Below are 18,341 nucleotides of genomic sequence, written 5' to 3' on the forward strand. Positions count from 1 at the left end.
AAAGAATTATCAATCTTTGCCAAACTTTATTATTTAATTTACAATCAAGATGTTTTTCACTTGCCATTTATAAGGATTTACGATGATTTTAAAAAAGCCATTATTTCTAATAACATTTTTAATGTTATTTACCATGCCATTTAATCTAGCCGTAGCTAAAAAACTGACTGATGAGCAAATAGAATTTAATACCTTAAAATCCCTCGCAGAAAAAGGTGATCCAGAGGCTCAATATAACTTAGGCAATTTATATGTGAGCGGTCGAGGCGTTGAGCAAGATGATAAACAAGCAGTAGCTTGGTATAGAAAATCTGTCACTAAAGGATTTACCAAAGCACAATTAAACTTAGGGAATATGTACGCACTTGGTCGTGGTGTAAAACAAAATTATAGTTTAGCGGTTGAATGGTATGAAAAAGCCGCGAAACAAGGAGACAGTCAAGCACAACATAATTTAGGCATTATGTACGAAAAAGGACAAGGAGTAACGCAAGATCTTGATATGGCAAAAGAATATTTTGGTCAAGCTTGTGATAGTGGTGAACTACTAGGCTGTCAAAATTTTCGTCGTTTAAGCAAATAATTTTATATTCCTATTACAATTTATAAGGCGATTGTTTAGACAATTGCCTAGTTCTCGACAGCTCAGCATTTATAAAAACGTATTAAATAAAAAAAGCTAATATCTAAAATAATTTCCCTTCCAATATCGCTAATATCCGACAATCTTAGTTAAAAAATACCTTTATTTTCACAATATTAAGATATAAATAAATGGAAATAATCTTATGAATTAATTAATATTATACACATACCCTAATATTATCTTTTAAGTATTATTACCATACAACATTCATTACAGAAATTACGGAGGAATTTATGTTTAAACAACTTCAACAGGTTGGTAAAGCATTTATGCTACCAATCGCTATTTTACCAGCAGCAGGTCTATTGCTCGGTATTGGTGGTGCATTATCAAATAAAGCAACCGTTCAAGCCTACCCTATTTTAAACAATGAATTTTTACAAAGTATTTTCCAAATTATGTCTGCTGCAGGTAGTGTGGTTTTTGGTAATTTGGCTTTATTACTTTGTATCGGTTTAGGGATAGGTTTAGCGAAAAGAGATAAAGGTGTTGCCGCTCTCGCTGCAGTAGTTGGTTATTTAATTATGACAGGAACAATTTCGGCACTTATTCCCCTCTTTTCACCTGAAACAAAAGGAATTGATACTGGAGTGATTGGTGCATTAGTAATGGGGTTAATTACCGTAAAATTACATAATAAATACCATAATATCCAGTTACCACAAATTCTAGGATTCTTTGGCGGTTCTCGATTTGTCCCTATTGTTACAGCGTTTAGTGCTATATTCATTGGTGCAATGTTCTTTCTAATTTGGCCAACATTTCAAGGCTGGCTCGTAAGTGCGGGTAAAAATATTGCAGCAATGGGAGAAATCGGCACATTCTTCTATGGGTTTTTAATGCGTCTTAGTGGAGCGGTTGGCTTACACCATATGATCTACCCATTATTTTGGTACACCGAGTTAGGCGGTACTGAACTGGTTAATGGCGAAACCATTATTGGTGCACAAAAAATCTTTTTTGCACAATTAGCTGATCCAAATCATCAAGGATTATTTACTGAAGGTACAAGATTTTTTGCAGGTCGTTTTGATACGATGATGTTTGGCTTGCCTGCCGCTTGTGTCGCAATGTATCACGCCGTTCCCAAAACTCGCCGTAAACAAATTGGGGGATTATTCTTAGGTGCGGCATTAACTTCTTTCATAACTGGTATTACTGAGCCAATCGAATTTATGTTCTTATTCGTTGCACCTTGGCTCTATGTATTCCACGCATTCCTAGATGGTGTATCTTTTTATATTGCTGACTTATTAAATATATCAATTGGTAATACTTTCTCTGGTGGATTTATTGATTTCTTACTCTTCGGAATTTTACAAGGTAATGAAAATACTAACTGGATTACTGTTGTGATTGTCGGCTTACCTTGGGCATTATTATATTATTTCTCTTTCTTATTCTTAATCCGCAAATTTAATGTAATGACACCAGGACGTGGCGATGAACAAGAAGATGTAATGGAACAAACGACAACCTCATTAACAGATAATGCTCATATTATCATTGAAGCCTTAGGTAGTGCAGAAAATATTGAAAATGTTGATGCTTGTATTACTCGTTTACGTGTTGCGGTAAAAAACGTCAAATTAGTAGATAAAGCCAAACTCAAAGCATTAGGTGCGATTGATGTTCTTGAAGTAGGCGGAGGAATCCAAGCTATTTTTGGTGCAAAAGCCGTTTTATATAAGAGTGAAGTTAATCAAATTCTTGGAAGAGAAGATTAACTCAGTAAAAATCCCCAAAGCCTTGTTAAATAATTTTAACGAGGCTTTTTATCTATAAAATTATCATCTTTACTTTCTTCCTTTTTTTCATTTACAATTGACTATCTCATCAAAATCAACTAATGGTAAATGCTGATGATTACTAAAAAGAATTATTTTTCTACCACACTTTTTATACTTACCATAGTAATTGCTATAATCCCCTCACCATTTGCTATTGCAAACAACCTATCAAAACTAGAGCTAGGGATTAAAGCATTTCAAGAAAAAAATTATAAAGCAGCATATAGCTTGCTAAAGCCTCTAGCAGAAAAAGATAACCCTAACGCCCAATTTTATTTAGCTAAAATGAATTTTTATGGTCTAGGTATAACAAAAAATGATGCTCAAGCGTTTAGCTGGTTTAAAAAAGTCGCTGAACAAGGTTATTTAGATGGGCAAACTAATCTCGCCTTTATGTATGAAAATGGTTATGGTACTCCGCAAGATTATGTAAAAGCAGTTAAATGGTATCAAAAAGCGGCAGAAAAAGGCTATGTCTATGCACAAGCAGGACTCGCTTACCTATATCTACAAGGATATGGAGTAACGCAAGATTATGCTCAAGCTGCTGAATGGTATCAAAAAGCAGCATTACAAGGTGAAACTAATGCCCAAGTAGCTCTAGGGACTATGTATCAATATGGTGATGGAGTTATACAAGATTATGTAAAAGCAGCTGAATGGTATCAAAAAGCGGCAGAAAAAGGCTATGTCTATGCACAAGCAAGACTCGCTTACCTATATCTAAAAGGATATGGAGTAACGCAAGATTATGCTCAAGCTGCTGAATGGTATCAAAAAGCAGCATTACAAGGTGAAACTAATGCCCAAGTAACTCTAGGGACTATGTATCAACATGGTGATGGTGTTATACAAGATTATGCAAAAGCTATAAAATGGTTTCGAAAAGCAGCAGAGCAACAGCATATTTATGCACAAGCCAATTTAGGTCAAATGTACGAACAAGGTAAAGGCGTACAACAAGACTATTTTCAAGCATTTAGTTGGTACAAAAAAGCGGCACAACAAGGCGATATATTATCACAGTATAATGTTGCTAATATGAGTTTTAAAGGAGAAGGAACAGAGCAAGATTATTCCAAAGCATTTTATTGGTATTCACAAGCAGCAAGGCAAGGCTTCGATGAAGCTCAATTTAATTTAGGTAAAATGTATGAAAATGGTGTTGGTACAAAACAAAATTATTTAAAAGCGATAGAATGGTATCAAAAAGCAGCAAAACAACAACATATTTATGCTCAAAATAATTTAGCCACTCTGTATCAAAAAGGTTTAGGAGTTAAACAAAACTTCCAAGAAGCTATTAGCTGGTATGAAAAAGCAGCCGATCAAGGAAATGTTAATGCACAATTTAATTTAGGTAATATCTATTTAAATGGTCAAGGAACAAAACAGGATTACAATAAAGCAACGTATTGGTTTCAACGTGCAGCAGAACAAAATTTAGATATGGCACAATTTAATTTAGGGTTAATATACTATCAAAATCATAAAAATCATCCTGAAGCAATTAAATTATTTCAAAAATTACCAAAACAAAACTATCCTTACGCAGCACTATATCTTGGAAATCTATATCGAAACGCCACTATTAATGACATTAAAAAAATCATAAAAAAACAAGAGATGAAAGAACTTTCTTATTTAATTGAGATGTTTCCAACAGAAGAAAATCCCTCTCCTTCCCCTACAATGAGAATGTTTTTTTCTCAATGGATTGATGGTTATATGACCTATTTTCAGTCTATAAATATACAATCAAAATTTCTTTTAAGTGCAAAATGGTACGCATATGCAGCACAAAAAAATATCCCAGAAGCACTATTTAATTTATCATTAATATATAAAGAAGGGCTAGGGAAGCATAACAATATAGCCTTTGCGCTTAAACTACTAAAACAATCGGCATCATTAGGTTATCTTACAGCTCAAGTAATTTTAGGCGATATTTATATGAAAAATCAAAATTATCAAGAAGCACGTAAATGGTATCAAAAGTCAGCCAACCAAGGAGATGCGTCTTCCCTATTCAATTTAGGCTTAATATATTATAAAGGATTAGATGTTAAGAAAAATACTAAACAAGCAATAACATTAATGAAAAAAGCATCACAAGCAGGTTTATATCAAGCTCAAGTATTTTTAGGTGATGCTTATCTTTCAGGGAAAATAGTCAAAAAAGATATAAATGTAGCTAAAAAATATTTTAAACTTGCTTGTAATAATAATTTTAATGAAGCTTGTGATCAGTACAAAAAACTCAACTAATTATTATTTGTAAGCTAAATATTAAATACCTGTTTCTGAAATGATTATCAAATACAGGTATTTTACAGTAAAGACTATCTACTTTTTTATTACCCCGCCACTTGTGGTAAATACCCAGCACGAGTAATAAACGGAATCAATGTAATTGCCACACCTAATACCAACACGATAATTAACATTGGTGTACCACCAATAACTCGGTAAGGTAAATTAGGGTGTACTTGGCGAGCTTTCCAGACTAATGCAACAGGTAATACTACCGCATAAAAAGCGAACATTTGCCCTGCATAACTTAACGCTAAGACAAACCCTTTTGGATAGAAAAAAGCAAAAAGTAATGGCGGTAAAAAAGTTAAAAAACCTAAACCAAAACGCCCAATGTAACGATTAAAAGAACGCTTAAATAAGTCTTCAGTACATTCAAACAATCCTAATGAAACGCCCAAGAATGAAGTAATTAATGCCAGTGCAGAGAAAATTTTCACCGCCTGTGCCAATATTGGACTACCCGTTATTTGCAAGCTTGCATTAACTAAACCATTTAAGGTTGGATCTTCTTGCAAAATTTGCAGGAAAAGTGTTTGGCTTAACACTCCATGAGTAGAAAGCTGCCATATAATATAAAAAACTAATGTAATCGTTGACCCTGTGAGTATAGAAAATCGCAAGGCTTTCACATTGCCTTGTAAATAATTATTTAAACTTGGGATTGAGCCATGAAATCCAAAAGAAGTAAAAAAGATAGGGCTTGCAGAAAGTAATAATGCGTTATCAATCGGCATAGCCATTAAATTATTCATTGTTACTTTTGGTAACATTAAGAATAAAACAAAGATAAAGGTTGCAAGCATAATAAAAAATAATAAACGGTTAATGCCATCAACACTTCTCGTACCAATGATAATAAATGAACCAAAAAATAAGGTAAATAAACCAATAGCGACTTTAGAGGTAATATTATCATCAATAATAGTAGGTAAAGTAGAGGCAAGAATTGAGCCACCGCCAGTAACATAAGCAGATAATAAAGCATATAAGAAAATTAATAATACAGCTGTCGCTACAACTCGTCCAAAACGACCAAAATATTGAGCAGCTAATGTACCGATCCCCGCATCTGCTTCAGCCGTTTGATAGACTTCAACAAATAATAAAGCAGTACAAGTTAATAATGCCCAAAGGACAATTAATAATACTAAAGTAAAGGTAAATCCAATCCCTGCTGAAGTTAAAGGCATTGCCAACATTCCTGCACCAATCATTGTGCCTGAAACAAGTAAAGTACTTCCAACTGTTTTATTCACGATAATTTTCCTTTTGTTAAACTACAATACACTATATGTAATAATTAATTTACATCAACTGTATTATTTTTACAATAATATTCAAATAATAAATTTACTCTAATTTTTATCGAATATAAAAAATAAAAAATAAATTAAATTGTGTAAGGAAATGCTGACAGTTTTTACAAAAAGTAATGAAAATATAACTAATCTCGTTAAAAAGTAGAGATGGGAAATTGACTCATTAACATTTTATCTGGTTATAAAAAAATCCCCATTAAACTATTTTTAATGGGGATATTACTTTAATAAAGCATAGTTACAAGTTACAGATTATAACTTCTATTTCTTATTCAATAAACGATTACTTAATGTCCCAGCTACCATTGCACCATTAACATTTAAAGCTGTTCTTCCCATATCAATTAAAGGTTCGATAGAAATTAATAACCCTACTAACTCTAGTGGTAAATCTAAAGCTGATAATACTACTATTGCAGCAAAGGTTGCTCCACCACCCACACCAGCAATACCAAAAGAGGAAATTGCCACAACAAAAATTAAGCTAACTAGGTAAGAAATAGTAAAAGGATCAATGCCAACTGTTGGTGCGACCATTACCGCCAACATAGCAGGATAAATCCCCGCACAACCATTCTGTCCAATAGTTGCACCAAAAGTAGCGGAAAAATTCGCAATCACACTGCTATTACCTAATTTATCCGTTTGTGTTTCAATGTTTAGCGGTAATGTTGCCGCACTTGAACGAGACGTAAAAGCAAAACTTAATGCGGGTAAAACTTTTTTGTAATAATCAATTGGGTTTACACGAGCGACAAATAATAAAATGCCGTGAATAATAAACATCAATAATATAGCAAGGTAAGACGCCACAATAAAGCTACCTAAATTCACAATATCAGCCCATTGAGAAACGGCACTCATTTTAGTCATTAAAGCGAATACGCCATAAGGGGTGAGACGGATAATTAAACGAACTAAACGCATAATCCATTTATTTAAGGTATCTACACCTTGTGCAATACGTTCACCTAGATCTTTATCTTCTTTTGCAAGACTTAAGCTTGCGACACCTAATAGTGCAGAAAATATAACGACACTAATAATGGAAGTAGCATTCGCTCCAGTTAATTCAGCAAATGGATTACGAGGAATAAATGATAATAACATCGCAGGAATAGATAAATTTGCTACCTGCTCAACTCTACCTGCAACTTTTACTTGTGCTGCAAGCTCCCTTTCTCCTGCCACTAATCCAGCAGCGGAAAGATCGAATATGTATGCCATAGCAATACCAATTAAAGCAGCTATTGCTGTAGTAATTAATAATACCGATAACACACTAAAACTGACCTTACCTAACGCTCCCGCTTGGTTTAGACGTGTTATTGCTGAAAGAATAGAAATAAATACTAATGGCATCACAATCATTTGTAGTAAACGGACATAGCCATTACCAACTAAATTAACCCAGTCTAATGTGCCATCAATAATTGATTTATCATAAATATTTTGTAATAAAGCACCACTTACTAATCCTAATAATAAACCAATAAAAACTGTCAGACCAAGCTTTTCGGTTTTACGAAAAATCACAGCAAGTAAAAATAGCAAGCTGCCAAAAATCACTAAATTTAAAATAATCATATACGCTCCTAATAAAAAATAATAGCAAGAATAACAATCTGCCATTATTAATTCCAATAAGCGTTAAGCATTATTTATAACTAATAGTTATAATAAAATAGTATTAGAAATTAACTTATCTCGCATTCTTTTTTACGTTGTTCCGCTATCGATTGGCGACGAATTTCATCTTGAATTTCCCAAGCATCATAGGCTTGTACTACTTTTGCTACAACAGGATGACGCACAATATCTTTACTTTCGAAATAATTAAAACTTAACTCAGAAACATTACTTAATACTTCCATTGCGTGACGTAATCCTGATTTTTGTGAGCGAGGTAAATCAATTTGCGTAATATCCCCTGTAATCACTGCTTTTGAATTAAAACCAATACGAGTTAGGAACATTTTCATTTGTTCAATGGTAGTATTTTGACTTTCATCTAGGATAATAAAACTGTCATTTAAGGTTCGTCCTCGCATATAAGCTAATGGTGCAATTTCAATCACATTGCGTTCCATTAATTTTTGCACCCTTTCAAACCCAAGCATTTCAAATAATGCATCATAAAGTGGGCGTAAATAAGGTTCTATTTTCTGCCCTAAATCACCGGGTAAAAAACCCAATTTCTCCCCTGCTTCTACGGCAGGACGAGTGAGTAAAATACGACGAATTTCTTGACGTTCCAATGCTTCGACAGCCGCTGCTACGGCAAGAAAAGTTTTTCCTGTTCCCGCAGGTCCAATACCAAAGCTGATGTCATAGCGTAGAATATTATGTAAATATTGAATTTGATTTGTACCACGGGGTTTAATCACACCACGTTTAGTTTTAATTGTCGTACTGTAAACTTTACTTTCTTCTCTTGGTTGATTTTCTGCGTTAGCCTCTTGCAAAAGCATTCTACTTTCTTGAATAGCAATATGTACATCTTCTAAATCAATTTCTTTTACTTTGCCACGAATAGGGGCAGTTTCTAAATATAAATCTTCAATTAATTTAACCGCACTTTTAATTAATCCTAGATAGTGGGATTTTTTATTTTCATCTTCTGGCTGAATGGTGAAAGTAAAATTTTGTCGACAAATAGTTAAATTGAATGTTTTTTCAATTAATTTAATATTTTCATCAAAAGCACCACATAATGCTTGTAAACGTAAATTATCTTGTGGCGCTAATGTAAAAGTTTCTAGAATATTAGTTTTCAAATGTTATTCCTTTCTGTGTGGATAGATATTATATTTTAATACCACCTAAATTTTTCATTGTTATTATAGCAAGACAAAAGAGCGGTTAAAAATTTAATTATTTTTTGCCCTAATTACGTTAGATTAATAAATAACCAGCAAGTTTTTTATTTTTATTGTGATTATTTTTTTCGATAAAAAATGAATTTATTCTATTGATAAATAACAACTTTATTTAAAATAAAATTGCTAAGTTTAATAGCTGATTTCTTTATCCCCTAGTATTCTCAAGAACAATCACAATTTTATCCACAGAAATACTGAATAACTCACAATCTTGATTACTAAGAATAAATTTTAGACATACCTATTTAGTGTTGTATTTTTTACATTCAGAAAACGCACTAATAAAGTGCGGTCTGATTTATAAATAAATATTTTCCCTAAATAATAATATTAATTTTTATTGCTCTTATCCATTTGATTTAATAAGAAATATTAATGATACAGATTATTATTACTAGGTTTATACTGAACTTACCCACATCTTTATCCACAAATTATTTTTATATTAAAATCTCCTCAGGGCATTAATTATCAATTTTTTGATCGCATAAAAAAACACCTTAAATAATCTCTTATTTAAGGTGTTGTGATATTTATATTTTAAAACTATTTATAAATAATATCGCCTTTAGGCTCATAGTCACTAATACGCATTGGAGAATGTTTTTCGATATAATCTTTTAACACTTCAGCATCAACAAATCCAGTATTCACATAGCCCGCATTATCAGTTACTTTAGGATAACCATCGCCACCTGCGGCATTAAAACTAGGCACAGTAAAACGATAGGTTTTATTTAATACCAATGGTTTGCCACCAATACGAACACGAGATACTTTATTTTTACCAATTCTCATTGAGATATTCGCAAACTGTGCGTAAGCACCAGTATCAACAGGCTTTGTCGCTACAACATTAAGATATTTTAATAAATCACTTCCTTTCATTTCTACAACAGTAATTGTATTCGCAAAAGGTTGTACTTTTAATACGTCTTTATAAGTAATATCACCAGCTGGAATAGAATCTCTTACACCGCCAGAATTCATAATACCAAAATCAGCATTGGCTTTTTCCATTTGTGCTTTAGCAATCAAATAACCAAGATTAGTTTGGTTAAAACGTACAACATCACGATCACCTTCTAATTTTCCATCTGTATGACCAATTTTAACATTAAGCTGCTTTTGTCCTTTTTCTTGATATGGTGTTAAGAAAGCAAGCATTTCAGGATCTTTAGGAATTTCTTCATTAATGAATACTTTCTTTTTCTTACCGTCAACTTCAATTTTCTTCACAAGATTAACAGGAATCAGCTCATATTTAACTAAATTAAATTCGCCATTTTTGAAAGTATAATCTGCTCGACCGACATATTTCCCCCACTCGTGAGCTTGTACAATCCAAATACCATTCTGTCTATCTGGCAAGCAAGCTTCACCTGGTTTGTAATGAGCATTAACTTTATTTTCCCCTTCCATACAAACAGGCTCTTGAGAATGCCCCCCGACAATCATATCCAAACTACCTTTTGGCAAAGAGCGAGCAAGTGTTACATCTCCTGGCGCATTAACGCCATATTTTCCATTTTGATAATGTCCCATATGCGTTGCTGCAATAATAATATCTGGTTTTTCTATTTGTTTTAAATCTTCAATCACTTTTCTCGCTTCTACTTTTGGATCACGGAAATCAAGATCGGAGATATATTCTGGGTTACCAATTTTAGCGGTATCTTCAGTAGTTAAACCAATAACTGCAATTTTTAAGCCTTTTTTATTAAAAATTTTATAAGGTTGAAATAAGCGTTTTCCCGTAGTTTTACTATAAATATTTGAAGATAATAAAGGGAAATTAGCCCAAGTCGCTTGTTTTCTTAATACATCTAAAGAATTATCAAATTCATGATTACCTAATGCCATTGCATCATAACCAATCTTACTCATTCCCTTAAAATCAGGTTCAGCATCTTGTAAATCTGACTCAGGTACACCAGTATTAATATCGCCACCAGAAAGCAATAAAACACTTCCACCTTTAGCTGCCACTTCTTTACGAATACGATCGATTAAGGTTTTACGTGCAGCCATACCATATTCACCATCTCGGTTTTCCCAAAAACGACCATGATGATCATTAGTATGTAGAATGGTTAAATGGTAAGTTTGATCTGGTTTCCAATTATCATCAGTCGCACAGCCAGCAACAACAAGACCAATAGCTGTAAGAGTTATGGTCTTAATAAACGGACGCAAACGCATAGGTTCTCCTTATTTTTTATATGAATAGAAAGTATTATAAAACCCAAATTCAACATTAAAGTAAAACATTTAATATGAACAATAAATAAAGTAAGAAGCCAGATTTACATTTCTATTATCAATATTCTCATATCAAAACAAAATGAAACACTGCACACAACTCACCTTGGGAATAACGATAACATATAATAGACCTTATTAAAATAAGGATATTTATCTCAAAATTAGTTGTATAATCACCAAAGTAGCACGAAGACTACTTCCTCATAATAACTCCAAATAATATAGATAAAATCTACCCCTTTAAATCTGCAATACTGCATAGCAAAATAAATGACAATACGTCAGCCTTTGACTGATAAAATCATATTATTAGTTGTGAAATAGCGAAGTTTATGCAACAATTTGCAGTTACTATTTTATATAATTAAACAAATAATTAAGGTGAAGGATAGTGATCGATTTCGATGGCTACCGTCCAAATGTAGGCATTGTCATTTGTAATGATAAAGGGCAAGTTCTCTGGGCAAAAAGGTATGGACAAAATTCTTGGCAATTCCCACAAGGTGGTATAAATGATAACGAAACACCAGAACAAGCAATGTATCGGGAATTATTCGAAGAAGTGGGGCTAAAACCTCAAGATGTAAAAATTCTTTATGCCTCAAAATATTGGTTGCGTTACAAACTTCCTAAACGTTTACTACGTCATGATAGTAAACCGATGTGTATCGGTCAAAAACAGCGTTGGTTCTTATTGCAACTCATCTCTAATGAAAATAACATTAATTTATACACAAATAAAACACCTGAATTTGATGGGTGGCGTTGGGTAAATTTTTGGTATCCTGTTCGTCAGGTCATTATCTTCAAAAAAGAAGTGTATCGCAGAGCATTGAAAGAATTCGCTACATTTATTTTTAGCCAAAAAGATCCATTTAAGCAAGATGAAATAAAATACATTAAAAAATCAATACAAAATAATGAATTAAATAAACAACAAAAATATTCGAAAAAATATAATAGATATTCATCAAATAAGTCAAAAAATTTAAGGTAGAGGTTTAATATGATAACATTTTTTATTATTTGCCTTATTGTCGGTGCTTGCGTTGGCTTTTTTGCGGGATTATTTGGTATTGGTGGTGGTATTATCGTTGTTCCCTTAATGGTCTATTTATTACCCATAGTTAATGTTCCTGACCCATTATTAATGAGTACGGCACTTGGAACCTCTTTTGCAACTATTGTAATTACTGGATTTTCCTCAGCACAAACTCACTATAAATTAGGTAATATTGAATGGAAAGTGTTAAAAGTCTTTACGCCAATTTTAATGTTAACTACCTATGTTGCTGGGTATTTTATTAGTAATTTAGATAAAAGTCTTTCAAGCAAATTATTTGCAGTATTAGTAATCTATTTAGCGATTAAAATGATTATGTCGATAAAAAAAGAGACCGCACTAAAACCATTCTCAACATTATCTTCTATTATTGGTGGCGTATTAATAGGAATTGCTGCAAGTATTGCGGGTATCGGCGGAGGTGGTTTTATCGTACCATTCTTAAATTCTCGTGGAATAGAAATGAAAAAAGCTATTGGCTCATCAGCACTCTGTGGAATGTTATTAAGCTTTTCAGGAATGATCAGTTATATACAAAGTGGTTGGTTTGTTGAAAATATGCCTAATTATACGCTTGGCTATATTTACCTACCCGCTGTTTTAGGGATTACTCTAACCTCATTTTTTACCTCTAAATTAGGGGCGAAAGCAACAACCAAACTTCCTGTGGCGTCTTTAAAACGCTACTTTGCCTTACTATTAATCATTATTGCAATCAATATGCTACTTAAATAAAAGGAACAATATGAATACTGAATTTTTTACTTTTCCTAGCTTTGATCCGATTATTTTCTCTCTCGGACCAATCAGCTTACGTTGGTATGGTTTAATGTACCTAATTGGCTTTCTTTTTGCTCGTTGGCTCGCCATCAAAAGAGCAAATAACTCTCAAGGGGCTTGGAATGTTGAACAAGTAGATAATCTATTGTTTAACGGCTTTATGGGGGTATTTTTAGGAGGAAGAATAGGTTATGTTCTATTCTATCAATTTGACTATTTCCTACAAGAACCAAGTTATTTATTTAGAGTGTGGGAAGGTGGAATGTCATTCCATGGGGGATTAATTGGTGTCATTATTTCAATGATAATAACTAGCAAATTACAAAAACGCTCATTTTGGGTAACCGCTGATTTCGTTGCACCATTAATTCCTTTCGGTTTAGGAATGGGGCGTATTGGTAACTTTATTAATGATGAATTATGGGGAAGAGTAACCGATGTATCTTGGGCAGTGTTATTCCCTTCTGGTGGCTATCTACCTCGTCACCCTTCACAACTTTACGAAGCCTTTTTAGAAGGGTTAGTTTTATTCTTTATTCTTAATTGGTTTATTAAAAAGCCGAGAGCAACAGGCTCTATTGCAGGTTTATTTTTAGCTTGTTATGGTTTTTTCCGTTTTATCGTAGAATTTTTCCGAGAACCTGATCCACAACTTGGCTTATATTTTGGTCAACATATTTCAATGGGACAAATTCTTTCGTTACCAATGATTATTATTGGTTTAATTATTATTGCGTTCGCCTATAAAAGTGCGCTCAAAAAAGGATAAGATTTATGCGTCAATATCTAGATTTATGTCAACGAATTATCGACCAAGGTACTTGGATTGAGAATGAACGCACGGGAAAACGTTGCTTAACAGTAATCAATGCAGATTTAACTTACGATGTAGCCAATAATCAATTTCCATTAATCACGACTCGTAAAAGTTTTTGGAAATCAGCCATTGCAGAATTTCTAGGCTATATTCGTGGCTATGATAATGCCGCTGATTTTCGCAAATTAGGCACAAAAACTTGGGACGCCAATGCTAATGATAATCCTGCTTGGTTAAAAAATCCTAACCGTAAAGGTGAAGATGATATGGGGCGTGTTTATGGCGTTCAAGGACGAGCGTGGCGTAAACCAAATGGCGAAACCATCGATCAACTTCGCAAAATTGTGAATAATCTCACAAAAGGCATAGATGATCGTGGCGAAATTATGACATTTTTCAATCCAGGTGAAATTGATCTTGGTTGTTTACGTCCTTGTATGCACACACACACATTCTCACTTTTAGGGGATACTCTTTATCTCACGAGCTATCAACGTTCTTGTGATGTACCTTTAGGATTAAATTTTAATCAAATTCAAGTATTTACTTTCCTAGCATTAATGGCTCAAATTACGGGAAAAAAAGCAGGGCAAGCCTATCATAAAATTATTAATGCACATATTTATGAAGATCAACTTGAATTGATGCGTGATGTGCAACTAAAACGTGAACCTTTTCCATTACCAAAATTAGAAATAAATCCTGATATTAAAACCTTAGAAGATCTCGAAACTTGGGTAACAATGGACGATTTCAAAGTGGAAGGTTATCAACATCACGATCCGATTAAATATCCATTTTCAGTCTAAATTTAAATAAAGAATGACTGAAATATGGAAACAGATTTTGATGAAAAAATGATGAATTATGCCTTGTCATTAGCTGATAAAGCCGAAGCCTTAGGCGAAATTCCTGTGGGTGCAGTCTTGGTTGATGAACAAGGTAATATCGTTGGTGAAGGTTGGAATTTATCCATAACTAATTCTGACCCAACTGCTCACGCTGAAATTATCGCATTGCGTAATGCGGGTCAAAAAATTCAAAATTATCGACTACTCAACCTAACACTTTATGTTACCTTAGAGCCTTGTACTATGTGTGCTGGGGCAATTTTACATAGTCGTATTAAACGATTAGTTTTTGGAGCATCGGACTATAAAACAGGTGCAGTAGGTTCAAGATTTCATTTTTTTGATGATTATAAAATGAATCATATTGTTGAAATCACTTCTGGCGTACTTGAACGAGAATGCAGCCAAAAACTTAGTCAATTTTTTCAAAAAAGACGGGAAGCAAAGAAACAACAAAAGCGATTAGAAAAAGAAAAAACGATACAATAAAATTTTTAAAATTATCTAAAAAAATACCGCACTTTGACATAAAGAAAGCAACCCTTAGGTTGCTTTCCTTTTAGAATTTTACTGTTTGCCCATAACTTTCAAGAATATCTTTAATATGATTTAAAGATTCTTTTGTCGGAGGAAGTACATCTTCTAACTCATATTTTTCCCCAAAAGTTGCCCACTTATGTGCTCCCAGTCGATGATAAGGAAGTAGCTCAACTTTCTCAATATTTTTCATACCTTGAATAAATTGCCCTAACTTATGTACATCTTCATCAGAATCGGTATAACCTGGCACAACAACATAGCGTATCCATACTAACTGATTACGTTTTTCTAAATATTTTGCAAATTCCAAAGTACGTTTATTGGATACACCAATTAAGTTTTGATGGACTGTATCATTAAGTTCTTTCAAATCTAATAAAACCAAATCTGTTACATCAATTAATTCATCAATAACATTATCATAACGACGTACAAAACCATTAGTATCCAAGCAAGTATTAATCCCTACTTCTTTGCAAGCACGAAACCAATCACGCACAAACTCCGCCTGCAAAATCGCTTCCCCACCAGAAGCAGTAACACCGCCCCCCGTTGCATTCATAAAGGGTTTATAAGTAATCACTTCTTTCATTAATTCTTCAACGGTAATTTCTTTTCCGCCGTGAAGATCCCACGTATCACGATTATGACAATATTTACAACGCATTAAACAGCCTTGCAAAAACAAAATAAAACGAATCCCTGGACCATCCACCGCCCCACAGGATTCATAAGAATGGTAACGTGCAACTACCGACATATTACTTTCCTATAATAAAAAATCTAATCGCCCATTATAAACCATTCTTTTATGTATTATTAGTGTTTATTTGAGTTTATTGCTCCGAATTAGAATCACATTTTTCTATTGTAAATATATATCCTTTATTTTCATTATATCTTGCAACAGAAATTTCATTAGTAGAAAGAAAATAAATTCGAGTTTTTTCGCTTTCTTTTAAATCTTGATAAGCATTATTTAAAATCTCTTTGATTTTATCTTTTTCATTACTTTTAATACTATCAATCTCCTTTTTAATATTTTCTAGGTTTTCTAGAATAGTTCCTAATTCTCTATAACCATCAAAAGTCTTAATTTGCTCTAGTATATTCACCCTCTTTTTTTCTTTATTTTTAATTGTAGTAGAACTTTCTTCCATTTCTTTTCCGATTTTAGATATTATACTATCCAAAATATTATTAATTTCTGAAGAAAGTTGATTATTAAACTCTTTATATCTTTTAAATTCCTCTAGCTGAGAGGGAATATTTTTATAAAAATCATTAATATTTTCAAATTTTCCTAAAAGTTCTTTTATTTCTTCAGATAGTGATTTTTTTTGAGTTTCATTAAAAAATTTTACACACTTTTTAGGAGGAGCTTTATACGAAAACTCAACTATTGAATTTTTAATTATAATATCTGTATATTGCCCTTCTATCATACGCTCTAACATAGGATGTGAATACCCACCCCAAAATAACCAAAAAATACTTATTACAAAAAATTTTATCGTAATCTCTTTATTAAACTTTTTTAAAAAAATGGCTATTAGAATTAACTCAGAAACAAGTATAACAAAAAGAATAGATAACTTAACAATTATTAAGTAAAGAATATAATAAATAGAAAAACTAGAAAGAAATAAGAAATCAAAATTTTTATAATCAAACTCTAATATTCTAACAATATCATCCGTAATAGCGTAATATCCCCAATATCCCATAACAACTAATAAAGAAGAAAATACAATAAAAGCCGACTTATTTAATTGCTCTAGTATTTTTTTACTTATATCTAAGCTAATCGATACAACGAAATAATTTATTATAGGAAAAAATAAGAATAAAAAACTATTTATTTCTCTGTAAGAAATTTTATTTTTATTTATATTAGATAAATAGTAATATAAACAAAGTGTTAATACTATAACAAAAATCACTCCTACAAAAGATTCAATATACTTATGCATTTTCCAAATTTTATAATTAGTTAGCATCATTATGGCTCTTACTAACGGTATCTTTATTTTTTCTATATTAAATAAAATAAACCCCGTTACAGCCATGGCAATAATTAGATAATTATTATCAACCCCAAAAAATAAATGCAATCCCAATAATATAGAATAATACCTTAACATCACCATTACCCTTAATTATAAAAAAACAACCACTTTCATCATACAACAAAAATGGTTGTTTATTATTTAACAAATATTATTATCTAATAAAACTATTTACCACCCCAAGCTTTAATGGCATTCATACGAGCATCATAGCGATCTTTTAAGCTGCCTTTATAATAATCTTTTGCTAATCCGCCTTCCCAGTCACCATAATTTGGATTTGGTAATACAATAAATTTACGTCCAAATTCTTTGCTATTAGCTGCCACAAATGCACGGCGTTCCACATTTGGTTTATGATAAGTTTCACCAGTAAAATCATTTAGATTATCCCCAACATAAAGGATGATTTCATAGCCTTGTTTTTCAATTTCAGCAAAACGAGCGACTTTGTTTGAGGTATCTTTTTTCAAATAAAGAGTTTCTTCTGTTGCTCCTTCAAACCCTAGTTTTTTCATATCGTCTAATGTGCCAGCTTTTTCGTTTTTATCTTTACGATTAGAAACATAGAAAACTTTACCACCATATTTGTTCACATAGTTATTAAATTCTACGGCACCCGGTATTGCTTGAGTTTCACGAGCATTCACCCATCTTGTCCAATCTGCACTAGCAAAGTTTTTATTATTTTTAACTTGCCAACCGGCATAAGCACTGTTATCTACCATAGTTTCATCAAGATCGACAACGACGGCTTTTTTCTTATTCTTTTTCACTTTAGCATTATTAAAAGCAATTTTCGCTGTATTAAATGCCTGATAGGCTAATGCTTGATATTCTCCAGACTCTTGCATCCAGTTAATGCCTAATACTGCCTGTTGTTCTAATTTATGTTCATATTGATCAATATTTGATGTATTACTACAAGCCGCTAATACACATACCGCAGCTAATGAAATAACAACTTTTTTTAAATTTTTCATAAAAACCTCTTTCTATTAAT

Annotated in this window: 15 protein-coding genes; 8 read left to right on the forward strand and 7 right to left on the reverse strand. The window is 32.5% G+C overall.

What is annotated here, in order from left to right:
• Window positions 1-82: 82 nt before the first annotated feature.
• The 3 genes from EV697_RS05185 to EV697_RS05195 all read left to right on the forward strand — a co-directional run bounded on the left by EV697_RS05185 (window position 83) and on the right by EV697_RS05195 (window position 4,704).
• Window positions 83-583, forward strand: a complete 501-nt coding sequence (locus EV697_RS05185) for a tetratricopeptide repeat protein (RefSeq protein ID WP_132023366.1) — start codon at window positions 83-85, stop codon at window positions 581-583.
• A gap of 296 nt (window positions 584-879) precedes the next feature.
• Entirely contained in the window at window positions 880-2,373 is a 1,494-nt protein-coding gene (locus EV697_RS05190; protein WP_132023368.1) for a PTS transporter subunit EIIC, read from the forward strand.
• A gap of 135 nt (window positions 2,374-2,508) precedes the next feature.
• The gene (locus EV697_RS05195) at window positions 2,509-4,704 is read left to right on the forward strand and encodes a tetratricopeptide repeat protein (RefSeq protein WP_165906472.1); all 2,196 of its coding nucleotides are present in this window, start codon (window positions 2,509-2,511) and stop codon (window positions 4,702-4,704) included.
• Window positions 4,705-4,793: 89 nt separating this feature from the next.
• Here the strand turns inward: EV697_RS05195 and EV697_RS05200 are convergent, their stop codons facing one another.
• The 4 genes from EV697_RS05200 to ushA all read right to left on the reverse strand — a co-directional run bounded on the left by EV697_RS05200 (window position 4,794) and on the right by ushA (window position 11,155).
• Window positions 4,794-6,008, reverse strand: a complete 1,215-nt coding sequence (locus EV697_RS05200; protein ID WP_132023372.1) for an aromatic amino acid transport family protein — start codon at window positions 6,006-6,008, stop codon at window positions 4,794-4,796.
• Window positions 6,009-6,332: 324 nt separating this feature from the next.
• Window positions 6,333-7,658 carry an L-cystine transporter gene (locus EV697_RS05205; RefSeq protein WP_132023374.1) on the reverse strand — a complete coding sequence of 442 codons (1,326 nt, stop codon included), beginning with the start codon at window positions 7,656-7,658 and terminating at the stop codon, window positions 6,333-6,335.
• Window positions 7,659-7,768: 110 nt separating this feature from the next.
• Complete coding sequence (locus EV697_RS05210; protein WP_132023376.1) at window positions 7,769-8,848, reverse strand: PhoH family protein; 1,080 nt, start codon at window positions 8,846-8,848, stop codon at window positions 7,769-7,771.
• A gap of 651 nt (window positions 8,849-9,499) precedes the next feature.
• Window positions 9,500-11,155, reverse strand: coding sequence for a bifunctional UDP-sugar hydrolase/5'-nucleotidase UshA (ushA, locus tag EV697_RS05215; protein WP_132023378.1), 1,656 nt, complete (start codon window positions 11,153-11,155; stop codon window positions 9,500-9,502).
• A 454-nt stretch (window positions 11,156-11,609) separates the two neighbouring features.
• Here ushA and rppH point away from each other — a divergent pair, with 454 nt between their 5' ends.
• The 5 genes from rppH to tadA are packed head-to-tail and all read left to right on the forward strand — an operon-like array spanning window position 11,610 to window position 15,218.
• Window positions 11,610-12,215 carry an RNA pyrophosphohydrolase gene (gene rppH / locus EV697_RS05220; protein WP_132023380.1) on the forward strand — a complete coding sequence of 202 codons (606 nt, stop codon included), beginning with the start codon at window positions 11,610-11,612 and terminating at the stop codon, window positions 12,213-12,215.
• A gap of 9 nt (window positions 12,216-12,224) precedes the next feature.
• Window positions 12,225-13,016 carry a sulfite exporter TauE/SafE family protein gene (locus tag EV697_RS05225; RefSeq protein WP_132023382.1) on the forward strand — a complete coding sequence of 264 codons (792 nt, stop codon included), beginning with the start codon at window positions 12,225-12,227 and terminating at the stop codon, window positions 13,014-13,016.
• A 10-nt stretch (window positions 13,017-13,026) separates the two neighbouring features.
• Window positions 13,027-13,830, forward strand: a complete 804-nt coding sequence (lgt, locus tag EV697_RS05230) for a prolipoprotein diacylglyceryl transferase (protein ID WP_132023385.1) — start codon at window positions 13,027-13,029, stop codon at window positions 13,828-13,830.
• Between the two features lie 5 nt (window positions 13,831-13,835).
• Window positions 13,836-14,687: a thymidylate synthase gene (locus EV697_RS05235; protein WP_132023387.1), complete on the forward strand. Its 852-nt coding sequence runs from the start codon at window positions 13,836-13,838 to the stop codon at window positions 14,685-14,687.
• A gap of 24 nt (window positions 14,688-14,711) precedes the next feature.
• Window positions 14,712-15,218: a tRNA adenosine(34) deaminase TadA gene (gene tadA, locus EV697_RS05240; protein ID WP_132023389.1), complete on the forward strand. Its 507-nt coding sequence runs from the start codon at window positions 14,712-14,714 to the stop codon at window positions 15,216-15,218.
• Window positions 15,219-15,288: 70 nt separating this feature from the next.
• On the opposite strand, the gene pflA is transcribed toward tadA, so the two are convergent.
• From pflA to EV697_RS05255, 3 genes are all read right to left on the reverse strand, one after another.
• Window positions 15,289-16,029, reverse strand: coding sequence for a pyruvate formate lyase 1-activating protein (gene pflA, locus EV697_RS05245; RefSeq protein WP_132023391.1), 741 nt, complete (start codon window positions 16,027-16,029; stop codon window positions 15,289-15,291).
• 76 nt (window positions 16,030-16,105) lie between these two features.
• Complete coding sequence (locus EV697_RS05250; protein ID WP_132023393.1) at window positions 16,106-17,413, reverse strand: IFT57 family protein; 1,308 nt, start codon at window positions 17,411-17,413, stop codon at window positions 16,106-16,108.
• Window positions 17,414-17,505: 92 nt separating this feature from the next.
• Window positions 17,506-18,321: a 5'-nucleotidase, lipoprotein e(P4) family gene (locus EV697_RS05255; RefSeq protein ID WP_132023395.1), complete on the reverse strand. Its 816-nt coding sequence runs from the start codon at window positions 18,319-18,321 to the stop codon at window positions 17,506-17,508.
• Window positions 18,322-18,341: the final 20 nt, after the last annotated feature.

Origin of the sequence: Bisgaardia hudsonensis (genome assembly GCF_004345785.1) — a bacterium.
Classification (GTDB): domain Bacteria; phylum Pseudomonadota; class Gammaproteobacteria; order Enterobacterales; family Pasteurellaceae; genus Bisgaardia; species Bisgaardia hudsonensis.

Coding starts and splice junctions, on each gene's coding strand:
- EV697_RS05185 (WP_132023366.1), top strand. CDS start 83: ATGATTTTAAAAAAGCCATTATTTCTAATAACATTTTTAATGTTATTT.
- EV697_RS05190 (WP_132023368.1), top strand. CDS start 880: ATGTTTAAACAACTTCAACAGGTTGGTAAAGCATTTATGCTACCAATC.
- EV697_RS05195 (WP_165906472.1), top strand. CDS start 2,509: ATGATTACTAAAAAGAATTATTTTTCTACCACACTTTTTATACTTACC.
- EV697_RS05205 (WP_132023374.1), bottom strand. CDS start 7,658: ATGATTATTTTAAATTTAGTGATTTTTGGCAGCTTGCTATTTTTACTT.
- ushA (WP_132023378.1), bottom strand. CDS start 11,155: ATGCGTTTGCGTCCGTTTATTAAGACCATAACTCTTACAGCTATTGGT.
- EV697_RS05225 (WP_132023382.1), top strand. CDS start 12,225: ATGATAACATTTTTTATTATTTGCCTTATTGTCGGTGCTTGCGTTGGC.
- lgt (WP_132023385.1), top strand. CDS start 13,027: ATGAATACTGAATTTTTTACTTTTCCTAGCTTTGATCCGATTATTTTC.
- EV697_RS05235 (WP_132023387.1), top strand. CDS start 13,836: ATGCGTCAATATCTAGATTTATGTCAACGAATTATCGACCAAGGTACT.
- tadA (WP_132023389.1), top strand. CDS start 14,712: ATGGAAACAGATTTTGATGAAAAAATGATGAATTATGCCTTGTCATTA.
- pflA (WP_132023391.1), bottom strand. CDS start 16,029: ATGTCGGTAGTTGCACGTTACCATTCTTATGAATCCTGTGGGGCGGTG.
- EV697_RS05250 (WP_132023393.1), bottom strand. CDS start 17,413: ATGTTAAGGTATTATTCTATATTATTGGGATTGCATTTATTTTTTGGG.
- EV697_RS05255 (WP_132023395.1), bottom strand. CDS start 18,321: ATGAAAAATTTAAAAAAAGTTGTTATTTCATTAGCTGCGGTATGTGTA.